The sequence below is a fragment of the Mesorhizobium sp. M0626 genome, from assembly GCF_040320665.1.
Taxonomy (GTDB): domain Bacteria; phylum Pseudomonadota; class Alphaproteobacteria; order Rhizobiales; family Rhizobiaceae; genus Mesorhizobium.
In genome coordinates, this window is the sequence record NZ_JAMYQD010000017.1 from 43,577 (window position 1) to 61,244 (window position 17,668).

Here is a 17,668-nt window from a genome sequence, read left to right on the forward strand (position 1 = left end):
TAAGTCTTTGTTTTGATGCATGTCGTTGCCCCAGAACCGCGGCACACTTCTGGCGCCATGCATTAGACCGTAGCCACGATCACGTGTGCCTGGATCTTGGCCGCAACCTCGCCGCTGCCGTGTCTGGCTGCAATCACGGACGCGGCGTGATCGGTTGCGGCTTCCAATTTTCCTCGGGCCTCGATTTCATTGCGAAGCGGAGTTCCCTGGCAATAGGCAACCGCCGGAAGGCGCGGCGAGGAGGCACGGCTTTGTTCGGCCCTCGTGTCGATCACCACACGGGAGAAACCTGCGGCTTCCAACTCGCCGCGGATCAATGCAGTGTCATTGTAGCCGTGCGGCGTGCGGGCGAGAAAGCGGGGCGGATCGTTCGGAAAAATCTCCGCAAGAGCATTCGTCACATCATTGGCGAATACATTCTCTTCAATGCGATCCCACACGTTGAACAGGAAATGGCCGCCGGTCTTCAGGACCCGCTTTGCTTCGCGATAGCCGGCGGCTCGGTCGGGAAAGAACATCGCGCCGAACTGACAGCAAACGAGATCGAAAGCCGCATCTTCGAACGGCAGCGCCAGAGCATCCGCCTGACGCCATTGTATGCGACTGTCGGGAGCTTGTCGCGAGGCCGCGTAGTCGAGCATAGGCTGGTTGAGGTCGGTCACGACATAGCTTGCGCCAGGGGACAGTTTTGGCGCCAATGCGCGGGTAACAACGCCGGTGCCGGCGGCGACTTCCAGGACGGCGCCGGGCGACAAGGACGCTGCCCGTCGTGCCAAATCCGCGGCGAACGGCTCGAAGATCAGCGGCACCATGTAGCGGTCGTAGTTTTCCGGAATCGAGCCGGCAAACACTTTGTCCGTTTCCGACATTGCTATCCCCCGCCATCCGTTTGATGGCTAGCCTAGCACATTATTGGCTGGTTTGGGCCGCGTTTAACCGGGAGGCAGGTGCTACTGCGCCTCTACGATGCTTACGCCCTCGAATTCCGGAAGCCAGTGCAGGGCCGATCGGTGCCATTTCTGTTGGGTCGGAACGAGATCCTCGCGTTGCCGCGCGGTCCCCGCCCTGATCCCATAGACCTTCGGCCCGTCGCCAACCGACGTTGCGTAAAGATGCGAACCGCAGTCGCCGCAGAACGCCTGGGCACGCTTGGCGCCGCTCGATCCCGTCTTGATATAGACCTTCGGTGTGCCCTTGGTGATCCTGTAATGATCCTCAGGCGCGGGAACAGTGACACGAAAGGCGGTGCCGGTCAGTTGCTGGCAGTCGGTGCAATGACAGATAGAGGTCTTTTCCGGGTCGACGTCTGCTTCATAAGTTATGGCGCCGCAATGGCACCCACCATCGATTTTCATGGTTGATTCTCCGAAATCCGTCGGGTGATCTTAGCGGGACCAGGCGATGGGGCCAACGGTGCACTGCTGGTCCAGAACTAGTCCGACGCCGCCTCGACCTGCTTGCGCCGGTGCTCCCACGTTCCGGTCGTCTGCGGCTTGACGAACAGTCTGGTGATCTCCGGCATTTCTTTTTTCAAGAGCGCCTCGATGCGCTCGACACAGGCTTCGATCTCAGGCGCCGTCAGATGGTCCTCGAATTCGATGCTCAGCCCAGCGACGATCTGTTGCGGGCCGAGATGGACGGTGAGAACGCCGTTGGCCCGCTGCACCGCCGAATCCTGCTGGGCGATGGCCAGCACCTTGGCCTGCACTTCCGCCGAGGCCGGCTCACCGATGAGCAATCCCTTGCTTTCGCGCGCCAGAAAGATGGCGGTGGCGCCGAGGATCATCGCGATGCCGATCGAGGCGACGCCGTCGAGTTCGGGCATGTCGAGGAGTTCGGCCGCCAATATGCCGGCGAAGGCGACGAAGAGACCGAGCAGGGCGGCGCTGTCCTCGAACAGGATCGTGTAGACGCTCGGATCCTTGCTCGATTGCACGGCCTGCAGCCAGCCTTGCTTGCCCTTCTGCTGGCGGAACTCCTTCAGCGCCACGTACCAGGAGCTGCCCTCGAACAGCATCGAGAGGCCAAGCACGATGTAGTTGATTTTGGGATTGGCGACCGGCTCAGGCGCCATGATGTGGACGACGCCTTCATAGAAGGACACGCCGGCGCCGAGCGCAAAGACGAGCAGGGCGACAATGAAGCTCCAGAAATACAGCTCGCGGCCATGGCCGAGCGGATGCGTGCGGTCCGGCGGACGGGCGGCGCGGTGCATGCCGTAGAGCAGCAGCCCGCCATTGCCGGTATCCACCAGCGAGTGCACGCCTTCCGACAGCATCGCCGAGCTGCCGGTGAAGAAGGCGGCGACGAATTTGGTCACAGCAATAGCTAAATTACCGGCGAGCGCCGCGTAGATGACCGTCTTCGACCCGCCATGCGCTGCCATGCTGTCCCTCCAAGGCGCCCAATGTAACGGCCTGCCGCCGAGCTCCACAGGCATCACAACGCACGAATCGCCTGGTCGTTCAGGTTGAAGGCCAGCTTGCGGAAAGACGCCCCTATTCGATGATCTCGTCCGTCCACACCTTGAAACCAGCCAGCGTGCCCGGTCCGAAGATGTGGGTCAGCGGCACGTCGGCGGCGTCGCGACCCGACGCGATCAGGATGCGGCCGATGCGTGGCGAATTGTTGCGCGGGTCAAAGACATGCCAGCGGCCACCGAGATAGACCTCCATCCAGGCTGCGAAATCCATGCTCGCCCAAGGTTTGGGCAGGCCGATGTCGCTGATGTAGCCGGTGCAGTAGCGGGTCGGGATGTTTAGCGCACGGCAGAAGGTGACGGCGAGGTGGGCAAAGTCACGGCAGACGCCGCTTTGCTCGCGATAGGCTTCGGCCGCGGTGCGCGTCGGTCGGGCATTGCCGTAGCTGAAGACGATGTGGTTGTGGACGAAATCACAGACCGCCTGGACGCGGGCAATACCGAGCGGCGTATGCCCGAACAGCCGCCAGGCTTCGCTGGCCAGCAGATCGCTCTCGCAAAAGCGGCTGGGCAACAGGAACAGCAATGTGTCCGACGGCAGGTCGCGAACCTCATGCTGCCAGGCCATCAGGTCGCCCATCTCGAAGGTACCGGGGTCGTGGATTACCGAATCGGTGCCGAAGGTGAAGCGCCCGGGCGGGGCGACGAAACGGTTGCACCAATTGCCGAAACTGTCGCGGTAGCTCTGGATCGGCACCGGCGGGCTGGAGGTCAGGAAATCCGGGCGCTCGAGATCGGAGGCCCTGGAGTAGTGGACGTTGAGCATCGCGATGAGCGGCGTTTCCTGCGGAAAATCGAAACTCATCTCGCTGCCGATGCGGATTCGCATTGTCGTCCTGACCGCACTGCCTGATCATCGCCGGGCGAAGGCATGGCCGATGCTGCAGTGCGAAGGCAACCATGGCACGGACCGGAATGGTTTACGAGCAAATTAGAAACCGGTTGAAAGCGGCCCGACGGCGCCGGCGACAGACGCCCGCCCCCTTGCAGTCCGGCGTTTCTCTTGTTTCACTTGGCCTCCCAGCAACTGGAGGAGCGAATCATGGCTAAAGGTGCGATGAAGGCGGGCAAGGAAGCTCGGAAGCCGAAAAAAGACGCCAAGAAGCCCGCAGCGGCTCCGGCACTCAAGGCGCCGCCCGTCAAGGCGATGAGGCTCAAGGAAAAGTAAGCCCGCCTCGGAAGATCTTGGACGGTTGAAATCCGGACAACCGTTTCGGCGCAGATTTTGACACCGGCGGCATGAACGATGCGGCCGGTGTTTTTGTTGATCGCACCGGCGCAGCCGCTTATACCGAAGCGGCGAGGACGACCTCGCGCCTTTCTCAAAAGTCCGGCCGGGACGCCCCGCCATCCTCATGGAAGGAGTGCATCCCGATGTCGTGGATTTTTCTGTTCTTCGCTGGTCTGTTCGAAATCGGCTGGGCGATCGGCCTCAAATACACTGACGGCTTCTCGAAGCCGCTGCCGACGGTGCTCACTGTCGCCTCGATGATCATCAGCCTCGGGTTGCTCGGCCTGGCGCTCAAGACGCTGCCTGTCGGGACGGCCTATGCGGTGTGGACCGGCATCGGCACGGTCGGCACGGCGCTGCTTGGCATCTGGCTGCTGGGCGAGCCGGCGACGGCCATCCGGCTCGCCTGCATTGCGCTCATCGTCTGCGGCATTATGGGGCTGAAGCTCGCCGCCTGAGCAAAGCAACCAAGGAAATCGACGCACAAACACATTCAGGGCCGCTGGAAGGCGACCCTGATGTCCGATCGTTTCGATCGAAGCGTTAGCGGGCGGAGAAGCCCGGAGGCGTCCTGCCGGTACGCTGCTTGCGGGCCGCATAGCGTGCGTCGCGCTTGGCCTTGCGTTCGGCTTCGTCGGCCAGCAAACGGGCAATGCGCTCGTTTTCTTCGGCTTCCTTGATCTTCGCTTCAGCCTGCGCTGCCTCTTCGGCCGCAATACGCGCCGCTTCGGCTGCTGCCTCGCGCTCGGCCTTCTCGACCGCCTCGCGTGCCAGCTTTTCCTGCTTCAGCCTGGCCTTTTCGGCCTCGCGTATCTCGCGAGCCTCAAGAATCGCCTTGCGTTCGGCTTGTTTGGCCAGAACCGCAGGATCATCAGCCGCCGGCTTTGACTTGAAGCGCTCCAGAAGCGCCTTCTTTGCCTCGTTCGCGGCATTGCGCCGCTCGAAAATGTCTTTTTCCCTGTAGATAGCCAAGTCCACTTCCCTGAAGTCAATTCGCGACGCTTACATACGCGCGAATACCGAGAGTTCAAGCGCCAAAACGGTATGCCAGCCATGAAAGTTTATGCTGTTGCAGCCGGGAGACGCGTTTTCCCTGAAACAAAGCCGGCCGAAACCGACATGCACTGTTCACCATCCGCCCCTCTGGCGGCCGGGGCGGCTCGCCGCTACCTCTAGCGGCAAATCAGAACATTTGGATGACATGCCATGGAACTCGGTCTCTACACTTTCGCCGACGTCAGCCCGGAGCCCGGCCCCGGCGCGATCGGCCCGCATCAGCGACTGCGCAATCTGATCGAGGAGGTCGAGCTGGCCGACCAGGTCGGCCTCGACGTCTTTGGTCTGGGCGAACATCACCGCCCCGACTATGCCGCGTCCGCGCCGGTGGTGGCGCTGGCCGCTGCCGCCGAACGCACCAAGCGCATCAAGCTGACCAGCGCGGTCACCGTGCTGTCCTCCGACGATCCGGTGCGCGTCTTCCAGCAGTTCGCAACGCTCGACCTTTTGTCGGACGGCCGGGCCGAGATCATGGCCGGGCGCGGCTCGTTCATCGAATCCTTCCCGCTGTTCGGCTACAATCTCGAGGACTATGACGAGCTGTTCGCCGAAAAGCTCGATTTGCTGCTGGCCATCCGCGATAATGTAAATGTCACCTGGTCCGGCAATCTGCGCGCGCCCATCAACGACCGCGGCGTCTATCCGCGGCCGCTGCAGGACAAATTGCCGATCTGGATCGCAATAGGTGGAACGCCGCAATCTGCGGCGCGCGCGGGCGTGCTCGGCCTGCCGCTGGCGCTGGCCATCATCGGCGGTGAGCCGGCGCGGTTTGCACCGCTGTTCGACATTTATCGCGATGCCGCCAGGCGGGCCGGTACCGACCCCTCGGGCCTTGCCACCAGCATCAATGTGCACGGCTTCATCGCCGGGACCACTGAACAGGCGGCCGACGATTTCTACGGCCCGCAGGCCGAAGTGATGAACCGCATCGGCCGCGAGCGCGGCTGGGGCCCGACCTCGCGGGCGCATTTCGATCAGTCGCGTGGTCCGAACGGCGCGCTGTTCGTCGGTAATCCGGAGCAGGTGGCGGAAAAGATCGTCGCCCAGCACAAGATCTTCAACAATGACCGCTTCCTGCTGCAGATGGCGATCGGCGCCATGCCGCACGCCAAGATCATGAAGGCGATCGAACTGTACGGCACCAAGGTGGCGCCGATCGTGCGCAAGGAGACCGCCAAGCCCGGCGTCGCCGTCGCAGCGCCAGCCGCCTGAGCGACGGGCGGCCCGGATTGAGGGCCTTGCCGGCTAACGGAACCTTGGGCTTGCAGAGGCGTTTCCGTCAGGGGAATGCACCAATTGCGGTGCGCCGCTGAGGGAAAATCATGAAAGCCGAACCCGCCGCTTTGGGTGCTGGCCTTGCCGAAACCGAAGAGGCGAGAGTTGTGGCGCGTGCCGACACGCATCTGATGCGTTCGCTGCTCATCGGGATCTTCCTGTTCATGGCCATCTACGCGCTGTATTTCGCGCGTGCTTTCTTCATGCCGGTCATCCTCGCCTTCCTGCTGACGCTGACGCTGACACCAATCGTGCGCTTCCTGCGCAAGCGCGGCATTCCGGAAGTGGTTTCGGCGACAATGTTGGTCGTGCTGTCGATCTGCGTCTTCGGCGTTGCCGGCTATCTGCTCAGCGGCCCGGTCATCGACCTTCTCAACAACACCTCGTCGATCGGCCAACAACTTACCGAACGGCTGGCGCAATTACGGCGTCCGCTCGAGAGGATCATGCAGATCTCGCATCAGATCGAACAGATGACGGAGACCTCGCAGGAGCCGGGCATCCAGAAGGTGGCGATGGCACAGTCCGGCGTCCTGTCGGCCGCCGCCAGCAACGTCCTGTCGGCGGGGACAAGCCTGACCATCATCTTCGTGCTGTCGCTGTTCCTGCTGGCGTCAGGCACGATGTTCTATGAGAAGATCATCCAGTCCTTCGCCAGCCTCAGTGAGAAGAAGCGGGCCTTGCGCGTCGTCTATGACGTCGAGCGCGAAATCTCGCATTATCTGCTCACCGTCACCGTCATCAATGCCGGTCTCGGCGCGGTTATCGGCCTTGGCCTGTGGGCGCTCGGCATGCCCAACCCGCTCGTCTGGGGAACGATGGCGGCGCTGCTCAACTTCCTGCCCTATGTCGGCGCGCTGATCACCATCGTGCTGGTCAGCGTCATTGCGATGATCAGCTTCGACTCGATCACCTACGCCCTTTTGGCGCCGGGCTTCGTGCTTTTGTGCGACATCGTCGAAGGCCAGTTCGTTACGCCGATGGTTGTCGGCCGACGCCTCGAGATCAACGCCGTGGCGATCTTCATCGCCATCGCCTTCTGGTCCTGGCTTTGGGGCTTTGTCGGCGCGCTGATGGCGGTGCCGCTGTTGGTCGTCGTCAAAGTGTTCTGCGATCATTTCGATGGCCTCAGCCATGTCGGCAATTTTCTCGCCGCACAGCAGACGGCCGTGGTGGAGGAAGAAGCGGCCGAAGAGAACGGAAAGGCAGCGGCATAAGCTTGCCGCGCCTGCCCGTCATCGCGCATTTGTTGTCTTCAGGCGGAGTGCCTATATCGAGCCGGTCAAGCCGGACCCTGCGATGAAAGATGCCTCCTTCGACCTCGATTCCTATTTCGACCGCATCGGCTATCGCGGCCCGATCGATGCTCCGCTCGGCACGCTGAGCGCGCCGCATCGCCAGCGTCCGCAGGCGATCCCGTTCGAGAATATGGACCCGTTGCTTGGCACCAGCTCGACATCGTCATTCCCGACCGCGCCTTCGAAACCAGGGTCAGGCAGTTGAACATCGTAAAGGCTTGAGGCCCATGACCGCACTTTCCGTTCTCGACCTGTCGCCGATCGTCGAAGGCAGCGACGCCTCGCAATCGCTGGCAAATTCGCTCGACCTGGCCCGCCATGCCGAGCGGCTCGGCTACAGGCGCTACTGGCTGGCCGAGCACCACAACATGCCGGGCATCGCCAGCGCGGCGACCGCCGTCGTCATCGCCCATGTCGCCGGCGGCACCAAGACCATCCGCGTCGGCGCCGGTGGCATCATGCTGCCCAACCATGCGCCGCTGGTGATTGCCGAGCAGTTCGGCACGCTGGCGGCACTGCACCCCGGCCGCATCGACCTCGGCCTCGGCCGCGCGCCCGGCACCGATATGGGAACAGCGCGCGCGCTGCGCCGCAATCTCGAGGCGTCAGACAATTTCCCCCAGGATGTCGTCGAGCTGATGGGCTATTTCCAGCCGGCCGCGGAAGGCCAGCGTATCCACGCCGTGCCCGGCGAAGGCCAGAAGGTGCCGGTCTGGATCCTCGGTTCCAGCCTCTATGGCGCGCAGCTCGCCGCCATGCTCGGCCTGCCCTATGCCTTCGCCTCGCATTTCGCGCCGGCCGAACTGGACCATGCGCTGGAGATCTACCGTTCGCGCTTCCAGCCTTCGGAACAGCTGGACAAGCCCTATGTCATGCTCGGCCTCAACGTTTTCGCCGCACCGACCGATGGAGAGGCAAAACTGCTGTTCACCTCGCTCCAGCAGGCCTTCGTCAATCTGCGCACCGGGCGGGCCGGCCGCCTGCCGCCGCCGGTCGAGGGCTATGACCAGACGCTCGAGCCGATGGCAAAAACCATGATTTCGCAGGCGCTGTCCTGCGCCGTCGTCGGCTCTCCCGAAACCGTCCGGCAAGGCATAGACGCGTTCGTGCGCCGCACCGGCGCAGACGAGCTGATGGTGACCGCGCAGATCTTCGACCATGCGGCACGCGTGCGCTCGTTCGAAATCCTGGCCGAGGCGCATAAATCGCTGTCGCAGGCCGCGTGACGCTTTTGCCTGTGTCTGCTGTGGGCAGGCGCCTTCCTCAGCCAGGAGCCGCCTCTCTCACGCATAGGTGACGTTTTCTTGTGGTTTCGAAGCCCTGACTGGGCGCTTCGCCGGGGGATCGCGCAGATCCTGGGGTTTTGAGCGCGGTTGGAGCACATCCGGGCCGCTGGGCGGCTGTTCAAAGGCGCCAAGCGCGGCGCGGTGGATGCCATGCGCAGAATGCTTGCGCCCGATGCCGCCTGTTCTTATATACGCGCCAAGCCGCCCAGTGCCGGAATGCCGGTTGCCGGAGCGGAATTTCTTGTGAACAGGGGCTTTCGTCGGAACGCCTTACGGGTCCTGAGAGCCTGCTTAGCGGAGAGACTAGAAAAATGGCAAAAGTAATCGGTATCGATCTCGGCACCACCAACTCCTGCATCGCCATCATGGATGGCAAGGAGCCCAAGGTCATTGAAAATGCGGAAGGCGCGCGCACGACGCCTTCCATCGTCGCCATCTCGGGCGACGGCGAACGTCTCGTCGGCCAGCCGGCCAAGCGCCAGGCGGTCACCAATCCTGAAAACACCATCTTCGCGGTCAAGCGCCTGATCGGCCGCCGCTATGACGACCCGGTGACGGAGAAGGACAAGAAGCTTGTCCCCTACAAGATCGTCAGGGGCGACAATGGCGATGCCTGGGTCGAGGCCGGCGGCAAGAAGCAGTCGCCCAGCCAGATCTCGGCCATGATCCTGCAGAAGATGAAGGAAACGGCGGAGGCCTATCTCGGCGAGAAGGTCGAGAAGGCGGTCATCACCGTTCCGGCCTATTTCAATGACGCCCAGCGCCAGGCCACCAAGGACGCCGGCAAGATCGCCGGCCTTGAGGTGCTGCGCATCATCAACGAGCCGACGGCTGCAGCACTTGCCTACGGCCTCGACAAGAAGGATGGCAAGACCATTGCCGTCTATGACCTTGGCGGCGGCACGTTCGACATTTCGGTGCTCGAAATCGGCGACGGCGTGTTCGAAGTGAAGTCGACCAATGGCGACACCTTCCTCGGCGGCGAGGATTTCGACATGCGTCTCGTCGAATACCTGGCGGCCGAGTTCAAGAAGGAACAGGGCATCGACCTGAAGAACGACAAGCTTGCGCTGCAGCGCCTCAAGGAGGCGGCTGAAAAGGCCAAAATCGAGCTGTCGTCGACGACGCAGACCGAAATCAACCTGCCCTTCATCACCGCCGACGCGACCGGCCCCAAGCACCTGACACTGAAGCTGACCCGTGCCAAGTTCGAGCAGCTGGTCGACGATCTCGTCCAGCGCACCATCGAGCCCTGCAAGGCAGCGCTCAAGGATGCCGGGCTGAAGGCTGGCGAGATCGACGAAGTGGTCCTGGTCGGCGGCATGACCCGCATGCCCAAGATCCAGGAGATCGTGAAGCAGTTCTTCGGCAAGGAGCCGCACAAGGGCGTCAACCCGGATGAGGTCGTCGCACTCGGCGCCGCAATCCAGGCCGGCGTGCTGCAGGGCGACGTGAAGGACGTGCTGCTGCTCGACGTGACGCCGCTGTCGCTCGGCATCGAGACGCTGGGTGGCGTGTTTACCCGCCTGATCGAACGCAACACGACCATCCCGACCAAGAAGAGCCAGGTGTTCTCGACCGCTGAAGACAGTCAGTCGGCCGTGACCATCCGCGTCTTCCAGGGCGAGCGTGAAATGGCTGCCGACAACAAGGCGCTCGGCCAGTTCGACCTGGTCGGCATTCCGCCGGCGCCGCGCGGCGTGCCGCAGATCGAGGTCACTTTCGACATCGACGCCAACGGCATCGTCAACGTTTCGGCCAAGGACAAGGGCACCGGCAAGGAGCACCAGATCCGCATCCAGGCCTCTGGTGGCCTTTCGGACGCCGACATCGAGAAGATGGTCAAGGACGCCGAAGCCAATGCCGAGACCGACAAGCAGCGGCGCGCCTTGGTCGAGGCCCGCAACCAGGCCGAGGCGCTGGTGCACTCCTCCGAGAAGTCGCTGAAAGAATATGGCGACAAGGTTTCGGAAACCGAGCGCACGGCGATATCGGAGGCTATCACGGCGCTGAAGGCTGCTGCCGAAGGCGACGATGCCGCCGACATCGAGGCCAAGTCGCAGACGCTTGCCGAAGCATCCATGAAGCTCGGCCAGGCCATGTACGAAGCTTCGCAGAAGGAAGCGGCGGAAGCCGACGCCAAGGCGGACGCGGCCAAGGATAGCGATGTGGTCGACGCCGATTTCGAGGAAATCGACGAAAACGACGAGAAGAAGAAGTCGGCCTGACCGGTTGACGGCAAATAAAGCGGAAAGCCCGGCGCAAAGCCGGGCTTTTTTGCAACCCTCGCTGAAAAAGTGCGGGCCTTGCCGAAAAAGTCACTGAAAAACACAGGCACAAGCGCGCCGGCCCTAGCATCCGGGCAGCACCGCTCCTAAATCGAGACAACGTGCCGGCAAACGACGCAACATGCATCAAGACGTTGAGCATCCGGACTGCGGGAAAAGATGAAAGCTGATTTCTACGAGACGCTGGGCGTGCAAAAGGGCGCCGACGAGAAGGAGCTCAAGAGCGCTTTCCGCAAGCTGGCCATGCAGTTCCATCCCGACCGCAATCCCGGCGATCACTCATGCGAGCATAAGTTCAAGGAAATCAACGAAGCCTACGAAACGCTGAAGGACCCGCAGAAGCGCGCGGCCTATGACCGTTTCGGTCACGCCGCCTTCGAGCAGGGCGGCATGAATGGCGGCGCGCAAGGTTTTGGCGCCGGCGGCTTCGCCGACATTTTCGAAGATATTTTCGGCGACATGATGGGCGGGCGCCAGCGCCGCTCGTCGGGCGGCCGCGAACGCGGCGCCGATTTGCGCTACAATATGGAAATCACGCTGGAAGAAGCGTTTGCCGGCAAGACCGCGCAAATCCGCGTGCCGGCCTCGATCTCATGCACGGAATGCTCCGGGACCGGCGCCAAGCCCGGCACCCAGCCGGTGACCTGCTCGATGTGCCATGGCCACGGCAAGGTACGGGCGACGCAAGGCTTCTTCTCGATCGAGCGTACCTGCCCGCAATGCCAAGGCCGCGGCCAGACGATCAAGGACCCGTGCCCGAAATGCGCCGGCCAGGGCCGTGTCACCGAGGAACGCTCGCTGTCGGTCAATATCCCGGCCGGCATCGAGGACGGCACCCGCATCCGGCTTGCCAATGAGGGCGAGGCGGGCCTGCGCGGCGGCCCATCGGGCGACCTCTATATTTTTCTGGCGGTGAAGCCGCATGAATTCTTCCAGCGCGACGGCGCCGATCTCTACTGCAAGGTGCCGATATCGATGACGACGGCCGCCCTTGGCGGCTCGTTCGAGGTGACGACGCTGGACGGCAGTCAGACCAAGGTGAAAGTGACCGAAGGCACGCAGAACGGCCGCCAGTTCCGCCTCAAGGGCAAGGGCATGCCGGTGCTGCGCCAGCCCAATGTCGGCGACCTCTATATCCAGACCGCGGTCGAAACGCCGCAAAACCTGTCGCGCCGCCAGCGCGAGCTGCTGGAAGAGTTCGAGCAGCTGTCGTCGAAGGACAATTCGCCCCAGTCGAGCGGCTTTTTCGCCCGCATGAAGGACTTTTTCGAATCCTTCGGCGAGCACTGAACCCAAACCAAGGCCGCCACGCTTCCCGAACGTCATCAACATCTTATGCCAGATCGCGCCTTGCCTTGGACCTGTTAGCTGCTAAGTAGCGTTCGGGGAGTGTTGAGGAGAACTTGCATGGCACGTGGTCCGGGATTGCGGAAGGCGCTGGCGGAAAAGTTCGACGACGAACTCAAATTCTTCAAAGGCTGGATCGACAAGCCGAAGTCGGTCGGTTCGATCGTGCCGACAAGCTCCATCACCGCCCGCAAGATGGCTTCCATCGTCAATCCGAAGTCCGGCCTGCCGGTGCTTGAAGTCGGACCCGGCACAGGCGTCATCACCCGTGCAATCCTCGCCCAGGGCGTTAAGCCCGAAAACCTGTACGCGGTCGAATATTCCACCGATTTCGTGCGCCATCTGCGCCAGCTCTATCCCGGCGTCAACGTCATCGAGGGCGATGCCTTCAATCTCAACGCCACGCTTGGCGAGAAGAGCGGGATGGTTTTCGATTCCGTCGTCTCCGGCGTGCCGCTGCTCAATTTTCCGGTCGCACAGCGGATCGCCTATATCGAAAGCCTGCTAGACCGCATCCCGGTTGGACGGCCGATCGTGCAGCTGACCTATGGGCCGTTGTCGCCGATCCCGCCCGGCCGCGGCAATTACACGGTCAAGCATTTCGACTTCATCTTCCGCAACATCCCGCCGACGCAGCTGTGGATCTACCGGCGCGAAGCGCATTAGCTGGTATTGGGGGCGGGAGAAGTCTCTGGCGCCTTGTAGAGGATCGACGTCTCCCGAAGGAAGCTCGATTGAGGGTCGATCCACATCCTTGACTGTTATCCGCCTCGCAAACTCGTGGCGACCTCTCTGATCGCCGCGCACATGGCCCGCACGGCCGTTGCTTCGGCGCTGCTGGAGAACAGAAGCAGCAGAGGCCGACGCGCACGCGGCTCTAGAGGACGCCTCGCGACGGTTCGCTGCCAATCGGCCGGAAACGCCAGGCCTGGCGCAATCGACAAACCGCGCCCGGCCCCAACCAGAGCAAGCAGCGCCGCCATATCGCTCGCCGACAGGATGACAACTGGCGCAACGCCAAAATCCTGGAACAATTCGGCAAGCATTGGTCCGCAGCCGCCGCTCGACATGATGAATGGCTGGCCGTCGAGAGCGCGGATCGGAAATGACCCGCCTTGGACTGAGTTCTTTTGCGATGACGCTACAAAGAGTTCGTCGTCGACAAGTTCCTCGGCTTGGCAATTGCCGGCGATGTAGGACAGTCCAATATCGGCGGCACCGCGATCGACCCACTCCGCCACCTCGGTATCCGTGCCCAAGAGCAGTTCGACAGCAAGCTCCGGGTGCCGGACGGAAGTAATGTTCAACGCATATGGAGCAATCTTTACCGAGGCGCTGCTGACCAGCGCGAGCCGTACTCTGCCTTTGATGGAGTGTTCCCGTAGGCCGACAAGACGGCCTAAAGCATGCAAAGCGGCGCGCGCCGCGTCCAAAGCCGCCTCGCCGGTTGCGGTGAAAGCGACACCGCGCCGATCACGTATGACGAGGGGCGCGCCAACGATCTCCTCCAGCGCCTTCATTGCATGGCTTATGGCCGATTGAGAAAGACAGAGCCGCTCGGCGGTTTTGGTGAAGCTGCGCGTCTCGCTGAGCGATGTCAGGACGCGCACCATCGTGATGTTGATATTAGCTTTGTTCATGGCTGCCGAAATATCTTTCATTTCGCTCATATTAAAGAGCGCTGTAGGTTTTGTGAAGGTGAGGGAAACGACCCTCGAAATCGGCGAGCGGCTTTCCTGGCCTCTCCGGCATGCAGGCGTGCGGTACGACGAGACTGAAACTGGAGTATCGCATGAGCTACCTTCCGCAATTCCTGACCCTTGCTTCGGTCTTCCTGCTCGGCGCCATGAGCCCAGGACCCGATTTTGTAGCCGTGACTTCCCATGCGCTGATCAGCCGTCGCGCGGGGTTCCATGTGGCGCTTGGCATTGCCGCAGCGATCATGGTGTGGGCGGCTCTCGCGATGTGTGGCCTGGGCCTCGTACTGACGCAGATTGCATGGGCTCACCTTGCCGTCCGGATCGCCGGTGCCGTGTATCTCGGTTACCTGGGAAGCAAGATCCTTTTGTCGGCTTGGCAGGCGCGGCCACCGCTGGCCGTCGGTGGCGCAGAGACTACGGCTCCTTGGCGAAGCGGATTCGTTGTCGGAATTACAAATCCGAAGACGGCCGCGTTCTTCGCGAGCCTGTTCATATCGGTATTGCCGATGCAGGCTCCGATCTGGGTCCAGGCAGTGTCGCTGGCCATAATCGGGATGGTCGCGATGGCGTGGTTTGGGCTTGTCGCGCTAATGTTCTCCACAAGAAGGGTTCGGTCGGTATATGGCAGCGTCCGCAGGCCGATAGATGCCTTGCTCGGAGTTGCACTCATCGCGCTGAGTGCAAGAATTGCGGTCACCCACTAGCAATAGCCCAGCTGCTCGGCACACCTTCGCGCGCTTGCCCCCCGATCGTTTCCGTTTTTTGAGCCAGTGCGTTGATTTGCGCAGCCTCTGGCTGTACCTGTCCGGGAACAAGAGTGGCCAATGGCTGTGATCGCGAAAATCCTCGTCTTCGCCGGCTCGGTGCGCAGCGGCGCCTTCAGCGGCAGGACCGCCGATGTGGCGCAGAAGGAGCTGGCCATGCAAGGCGCCGAGGTGACGCGCATTTCGCTGGCCGACTATCCGCTGCCGATCATCGACGAGGACCTCGAAAAGGAAAAAGGCGTTCCCGACAACGCCGTGAAGCTCGGCCGGCTGATCGCCGCCCATGACGGGCTGCTGATCGCGACGCCCGAATATAATGGCTCGATCCCGCCATTGCTCAAGAACACGATCGACTGGGTGAGCCGGGTGCGCCTGGATGGCGGCCGGCCGGTGAGGCCGCTTGTCGGCAAGGTCGCCGGCCTGTGCTCGTCTTCCAACGGACATTTCGCCGGGATCCGCTGCATCAACCATCTGCGCGCCGTGCTGGTGCGCTGCCAGCTGGAGATGGTGACGCCGGAATGCTCGGTATCCGATGGCGGCAGTGCCTTCGACGGCGACGGCAATTTCAGGGATGAGAGACTGACCAAATCGATGGAGCACCTATGCCGCACGCTGATCGAAACCTCGCGCATGCTGTCGACCCGGACCGGGGCATGATTTCCACAGCCATGCAGGCCCATACCATGAGAGAAAGGCTGATCGTCGGCCTCGACGTGCCGACGGTGAAAGAGGCCGAACAGGCGGTGCAGGAGCTCGACGGCGTCGTCTCCTTCTACAAGATCGGCTATCAGCTGGCCTTCGCCGGCGGGCTCGACTTCGCCAGGGAGTTGGCCAGCGGCGGCACGAAAATCTTCCTCGACATGAAGCTGCTCGACATCGACCACACGGTGGCGAAGGGTGTCGAGAACATCGTGCGCATGGGCATGACCATGCTGACCATCCACGCCTATCCCAAGGCGATGCGAGCCGCGGTGGAGGCCGCCAGGGGCAGCGACCTCTGCCTGCTGGCGGTCAGCGTGCTGACCTCGATGGACGAGCAGGACGTGATCGACGCCGGCTATGAATACGACCCTCACACGCTGGTGCTGAGACGCGCCGAACAGGCGCTGCATGCCGGCATGGGCGGCGTCGTCTGCTCGGCCGAGGAGGCGGAAGCGGTGCGCCGCATCGTCGGACCCGACCTGGCGGTGGTGACGCCGGGGATACGGCCCAAGGGCAGCGACCATGGCGACCAGAAACGCGTGGTGACGCCCGGCCAGGCGATCCGCAACGGCTCCAGCCATCTCGTGGTCGGCAGGCCGATCGTGGCGGCAAGCGACAGGCGCGCGGCGGCGGAAGCCATACTGGAAGAGATGCGCGCCGCGTAACGAGGAGAAGAAAATGCCCAAGGGATACTGGATAGCCCGCGTCGATGTGCGCGACGCCGAAGGCTACAAGGACTATGTCGCTGCCGCCAAGCTCGCTTTCGACCGTTTCGACGTGAAGTTCCTTGCCCGTGGCGGTGAGCATGAAAAGGCCGAGGGGCCTGGCCGCGCCCGCAATGTCATTATCGAGTTCGAATCGCTCAGCGCGGCGCACGATTGCTACCACTCGCCGGAGTACCAGCGCGCCGTCGCCATCCGTCAGAAAGTGGCCGATGGCGAGATCGTGCTGGTCGAGGGTATCTGACGCGCGAAGCTGCTCTGCTCAGTGCGGCGCTTCCTCCTGCGCCAGCACCTCCAGTTGATGGCGGTGCCCCGACAGCTCATAGCCGACAACGGTGACGGCCGGCGCTAGCGTGAGTAAGATGAGGCAGACCGCCATGTCGACGCCGGCAAGGGCGGCGATGATGCCAAGTGCGACGACCGCAGCCGTTCCCGCCAGCAGCCAGACGTGGAGGGGATCGAAGCGCTGGACGAGATAATAATACAGCGCGTAGATCGCCCCCAGGAACACGCCTAGCGGAATGGCGACCGAGAGCAGGGTCGCTACCGGGCCGATATGGGCCTTGTGCTCGATGAAATAGGCCGCGACATGCAGCCCGGCGCCGGTGGCGACGATGGCCGCCACGATCAGCATCTGGCCATAGCCCCAGACAAAAGAGCGATTGCGGTGCTGGTGCAGCACCGTCCCCGAGGGCAGCATGTAGTAGACCCACCACATGCCGAAGGTGAGACCCATTCCGGCAATGCCGATCAAGGCGGCATCGAGGTTCCAGCCCTGCTCCTCGACCGCGGCCGACAGCGTCGCCAGCGTGCCGACCACCCCTTCGCCCAGCGCGATGATGGCGAAGAGGCTGTAGCGCTCGGCGACGTGATGCGCGTGCCAGGGCGTGCCGCCATCCCGGCGTTCGGCGATGACCGGTCCGGCAAGCTCGATGAGAAGCAGGACCGCGCCGAAAGCCAGGCTCGTCGCCAGCGAGAAATCGACGAGGATCTGCACCACCCAGCCGATCTGGGCGATCGCGATGGCGATGGCATAGGTGAGACAGGCACGCCGCCGCCCAAGGTCCTGCCGCGCCGCGCGCAGCCATTGGAAGATCATGGCGACGCGCATGATGACGTAGCCCAGCACCATGACCGAATTGTTGAGGTGTTCGCCATGCTCGATCGAGGCGAACATGCGCGGCAGGCCGATGGCCAGCACCAGCACGCCGATCATCTGCACCATGGTGACGAGGCGGAAGATCCAATCGTCGGTGTCATAGGCGGAGGAAAACCAGGAGAAATTGATCCACGCCCAGCAGATGGCGAAGCTGGCAAAGCCGAAGCCGATCAGCGCCGCCGCGTAGTTGCCCTCGGCAAGGGCGTGCGCCAGTTGCGCGGCGGCAAGGCTGAAGGCGGTGACGAAGGTCAGATCGAACAGCAGCTCGAGCGGCGTGGCGACGCGATGCGCCTCGTGCGGATCGCGCCCGGCCATGCGCCTGATGTGATGGTGGAGGGAGCTTGCTGGTGTGCTCATCGCG

At 62.7% G+C, this 17,668-nt stretch carries 20 protein-coding genes; 13 read left to right on the forward strand and 7 right to left on the reverse strand.

Annotated features, from left to right (window positions below; translation table 11 throughout):
• Nucleotides 1-62 precede the first annotated feature (62 nt).
• The 4 genes from NKI37_RS22005 to NKI37_RS22020 form a co-directional block, all read right to left on the reverse strand.
• Nucleotides 63-869, reverse strand: a complete 807-nt coding sequence (locus NKI37_RS22005) for a class I SAM-dependent methyltransferase (protein WP_023748252.1) — start codon at nucleotides 867-869, stop codon at nucleotides 63-65.
• A gap of 81 nt (nucleotides 870-950) precedes the next feature.
• A complete protein-coding gene (locus NKI37_RS22010) occupies nucleotides 951-1,355 on the reverse strand; it encodes a GFA family protein (protein ID WP_023673210.1) in 405 nt (134 codons plus the stop codon).
• A 77-nt stretch (nucleotides 1,356-1,432) separates the two neighbouring features.
• Complete coding sequence (locus tag NKI37_RS22015) at nucleotides 1,433-2,386, reverse strand: cation diffusion facilitator family transporter (RefSeq protein ID WP_352789044.1); 954 nt, start codon at nucleotides 2,384-2,386, stop codon at nucleotides 1,433-1,435.
• Between the two features lie 112 nt (nucleotides 2,387-2,498).
• Entirely contained in the window at nucleotides 2,499-3,308 is an 810-nt protein-coding gene (locus tag NKI37_RS22020) for a transglutaminase-like domain-containing protein (RefSeq protein WP_352789047.1), read from the reverse strand.
• Between the two features lie 213 nt (nucleotides 3,309-3,521).
• Here NKI37_RS22020 and NKI37_RS22025 point away from each other — a divergent pair, with 213 nt between their 5' ends.
• Both NKI37_RS22025 and sugE read left to right on the forward strand, forming a co-directional pair.
• Nucleotides 3,522-3,647, forward strand: a complete 126-nt coding sequence (locus NKI37_RS22025; RefSeq protein ID WP_006200611.1) for a hypothetical protein — start codon at nucleotides 3,522-3,524, stop codon at nucleotides 3,645-3,647.
• Between the two features lie 206 nt (nucleotides 3,648-3,853).
• Entirely contained in the window at nucleotides 3,854-4,168 is a 315-nt protein-coding gene (gene sugE / locus NKI37_RS22030; protein WP_023681326.1) for a quaternary ammonium compound efflux SMR transporter SugE, read from the forward strand.
• Between the two features lie 85 nt (nucleotides 4,169-4,253).
• Here sugE and NKI37_RS22035 read toward each other — a convergent pair whose 3' ends face one another.
• Complete coding sequence (locus NKI37_RS22035) at nucleotides 4,254-4,682, reverse strand: DUF6481 family protein (protein ID WP_023673205.1); 429 nt, start codon at nucleotides 4,680-4,682, stop codon at nucleotides 4,254-4,256.
• A 234-nt stretch (nucleotides 4,683-4,916) separates the two neighbouring features.
• On the opposite strand from NKI37_RS22035, the gene NKI37_RS22040 reads away from it, so the two are divergent.
• The 7 genes from NKI37_RS22040 to pmtA all read left to right on the forward strand — a co-directional run bounded on the left by NKI37_RS22040 (nucleotide 4,917) and on the right by pmtA (nucleotide 12,926).
• Nucleotides 4,917-5,978 (forward strand): LLM class flavin-dependent oxidoreductase, encoded by a 1,062-nt coding sequence (locus NKI37_RS22040; RefSeq protein WP_023673204.1) that lies wholly within the window; start codon nucleotides 4,917-4,919, stop codon nucleotides 5,976-5,978.
• Between the two features lie 110 nt (nucleotides 5,979-6,088).
• Entirely contained in the window at nucleotides 6,089-7,258 is a 1,170-nt protein-coding gene (locus NKI37_RS22045) for an AI-2E family transporter (RefSeq protein WP_023673203.1), read from the forward strand.
• 82 nt (nucleotides 7,259-7,340) lie between these two features.
• On the forward strand, nucleotides 7,341-7,544 hold the full coding sequence (locus tag NKI37_RS22050; protein ID WP_023673202.1) for an arylamine N-acetyltransferase: 204 nt from the start codon (nucleotides 7,341-7,343) through the stop codon (nucleotides 7,542-7,544).
• Between the two features lie 22 nt (nucleotides 7,545-7,566).
• Complete coding sequence (locus NKI37_RS22055; protein ID WP_023673201.1) at nucleotides 7,567-8,565, forward strand: LLM class flavin-dependent oxidoreductase; 999 nt, start codon at nucleotides 7,567-7,569, stop codon at nucleotides 8,563-8,565.
• 371 nt (nucleotides 8,566-8,936) lie between these two features.
• Complete coding sequence (dnaK, locus tag NKI37_RS22060; RefSeq protein ID WP_023832243.1) at nucleotides 8,937-10,853, forward strand: molecular chaperone DnaK; 1,917 nt, start codon at nucleotides 8,937-8,939, stop codon at nucleotides 10,851-10,853.
• Between the two features lie 219 nt (nucleotides 10,854-11,072).
• Nucleotides 11,073-12,203, forward strand: a complete 1,131-nt coding sequence (dnaJ, locus tag NKI37_RS22065; protein WP_023681322.1) for a molecular chaperone DnaJ — start codon at nucleotides 11,073-11,075, stop codon at nucleotides 12,201-12,203.
• Nucleotides 12,204-12,320: 117 nt separating this feature from the next.
• Nucleotides 12,321-12,926: a phospholipid N-methyltransferase PmtA gene (pmtA, locus tag NKI37_RS22070; protein ID WP_023687484.1), complete on the forward strand. Its 606-nt coding sequence runs from the start codon at nucleotides 12,321-12,323 to the stop codon at nucleotides 12,924-12,926.
• A gap of 95 nt (nucleotides 12,927-13,021) precedes the next feature.
• Here pmtA and NKI37_RS22075 read toward each other — a convergent pair whose 3' ends face one another.
• Nucleotides 13,022-13,930, reverse strand: coding sequence for a LysR family transcriptional regulator (locus NKI37_RS22075; protein WP_023681320.1), 909 nt, complete (start codon nucleotides 13,928-13,930; stop codon nucleotides 13,022-13,024).
• A 122-nt stretch (nucleotides 13,931-14,052) separates the two neighbouring features.
• Here NKI37_RS22075 and NKI37_RS22080 point away from each other — a divergent pair, with 122 nt between their 5' ends.
• From NKI37_RS22080 to NKI37_RS22095, 4 genes are all read left to right on the forward strand, one after another.
• The gene (locus NKI37_RS22080; RefSeq protein ID WP_023744887.1) at nucleotides 14,053-14,664 is read left to right on the forward strand and encodes a LysE family translocator; all 612 of its coding nucleotides are present in this window, start codon (nucleotides 14,053-14,055) and stop codon (nucleotides 14,662-14,664) included.
• Between the two features lie 120 nt (nucleotides 14,665-14,784).
• The gene (locus tag NKI37_RS22085; protein WP_352789052.1) at nucleotides 14,785-15,381 is read left to right on the forward strand and encodes an NADPH-dependent FMN reductase; all 597 of its coding nucleotides are present in this window, start codon (nucleotides 14,785-14,787) and stop codon (nucleotides 15,379-15,381) included.
• Complete coding sequence (gene pyrF, locus NKI37_RS22090; protein ID WP_023755354.1) at nucleotides 15,378-16,091, forward strand: orotidine-5'-phosphate decarboxylase; 714 nt, start codon at nucleotides 15,378-15,380, stop codon at nucleotides 16,089-16,091. Before NKI37_RS22085 ends, pyrF begins: the two co-directional genes overlap by 4 nt.
• Before the next feature lie 13 nt (nucleotides 16,092-16,104).
• Entirely contained in the window at nucleotides 16,105-16,392 is a 288-nt protein-coding gene (locus NKI37_RS22095) for a DUF1330 domain-containing protein (protein WP_023681317.1), read from the forward strand.
• Between the two features lie 18 nt (nucleotides 16,393-16,410).
• Here the strand turns inward: NKI37_RS22095 and NKI37_RS22100 are convergent, their stop codons facing one another.
• Nucleotides 16,411-17,664: a low temperature requirement protein A gene (locus NKI37_RS22100; protein WP_352789055.1), complete on the reverse strand. Its 1,254-nt coding sequence runs from the start codon at nucleotides 17,662-17,664 to the stop codon at nucleotides 16,411-16,413.
• Nucleotides 17,665-17,668: the final 4 nt, after the last annotated feature.

Coding starts and splice junctions, on each gene's coding strand:
- NKI37_RS22005 (WP_023748252.1), bottom strand. CDS start 869: ATGTCGGAAACGGACAAAGTGTTTGCCGGCTCGATTCCGGAAAACTAC.
- NKI37_RS22010 (WP_023673210.1), bottom strand. CDS start 1,355: ATGAAAATCGATGGTGGGTGCCATTGCGGCGCCATAACTTATGAAGCA.
- NKI37_RS22015 (WP_352789044.1), bottom strand. CDS start 2,386: ATGGCAGCGCATGGCGGGTCGAAGACGGTCATCTACGCGGCGCTCGCC.
- NKI37_RS22020 (WP_352789047.1), bottom strand. CDS start 3,308: ATGCGAATCCGCATCGGCAGCGAGATGAGTTTCGATTTTCCGCAGGAA.
- NKI37_RS22025 (WP_006200611.1), top strand. CDS start 3,522: ATGGCTAAAGGTGCGATGAAGGCGGGCAAGGAAGCTCGGAAGCCGAAA.
- sugE (WP_023681326.1), top strand. CDS start 3,854: ATGTCGTGGATTTTTCTGTTCTTCGCTGGTCTGTTCGAAATCGGCTGG.
- NKI37_RS22040 (WP_023673204.1), top strand. CDS start 4,917: ATGGAACTCGGTCTCTACACTTTCGCCGACGTCAGCCCGGAGCCCGGC.
- NKI37_RS22045 (WP_023673203.1), top strand. CDS start 6,089: ATGAAAGCCGAACCCGCCGCTTTGGGTGCTGGCCTTGCCGAAACCGAA.
- NKI37_RS22050 (WP_023673202.1), top strand. CDS start 7,341: ATGAAAGATGCCTCCTTCGACCTCGATTCCTATTTCGACCGCATCGGC.
- NKI37_RS22055 (WP_023673201.1), top strand. CDS start 7,567: ATGACCGCACTTTCCGTTCTCGACCTGTCGCCGATCGTCGAAGGCAGC.
- dnaK (WP_023832243.1), top strand. CDS start 8,937: ATGGCAAAAGTAATCGGTATCGATCTCGGCACCACCAACTCCTGCATC.
- dnaJ (WP_023681322.1), top strand. CDS start 11,073: ATGAAAGCTGATTTCTACGAGACGCTGGGCGTGCAAAAGGGCGCCGAC.
- pmtA (WP_023687484.1), top strand. CDS start 12,321: ATGGCACGTGGTCCGGGATTGCGGAAGGCGCTGGCGGAAAAGTTCGAC.
- NKI37_RS22075 (WP_023681320.1), bottom strand. CDS start 13,930: ATGAGCGAAATGAAAGATATTTCGGCAGCCATGAACAAAGCTAATATC.
- NKI37_RS22080 (WP_023744887.1), top strand. CDS start 14,053: ATGAGCTACCTTCCGCAATTCCTGACCCTTGCTTCGGTCTTCCTGCTC.
- NKI37_RS22085 (WP_352789052.1), top strand. CDS start 14,785: ATGGCTGTGATCGCGAAAATCCTCGTCTTCGCCGGCTCGGTGCGCAGC.
- pyrF (WP_023755354.1), top strand. CDS start 15,378: ATGATTTCCACAGCCATGCAGGCCCATACCATGAGAGAAAGGCTGATC.
- NKI37_RS22095 (WP_023681317.1), top strand. CDS start 16,105: ATGCCCAAGGGATACTGGATAGCCCGCGTCGATGTGCGCGACGCCGAA.
- NKI37_RS22100 (WP_352789055.1), bottom strand. CDS start 17,664: ATGAGCACACCAGCAAGCTCCCTCCACCATCACATCAGGCGCATGGCC.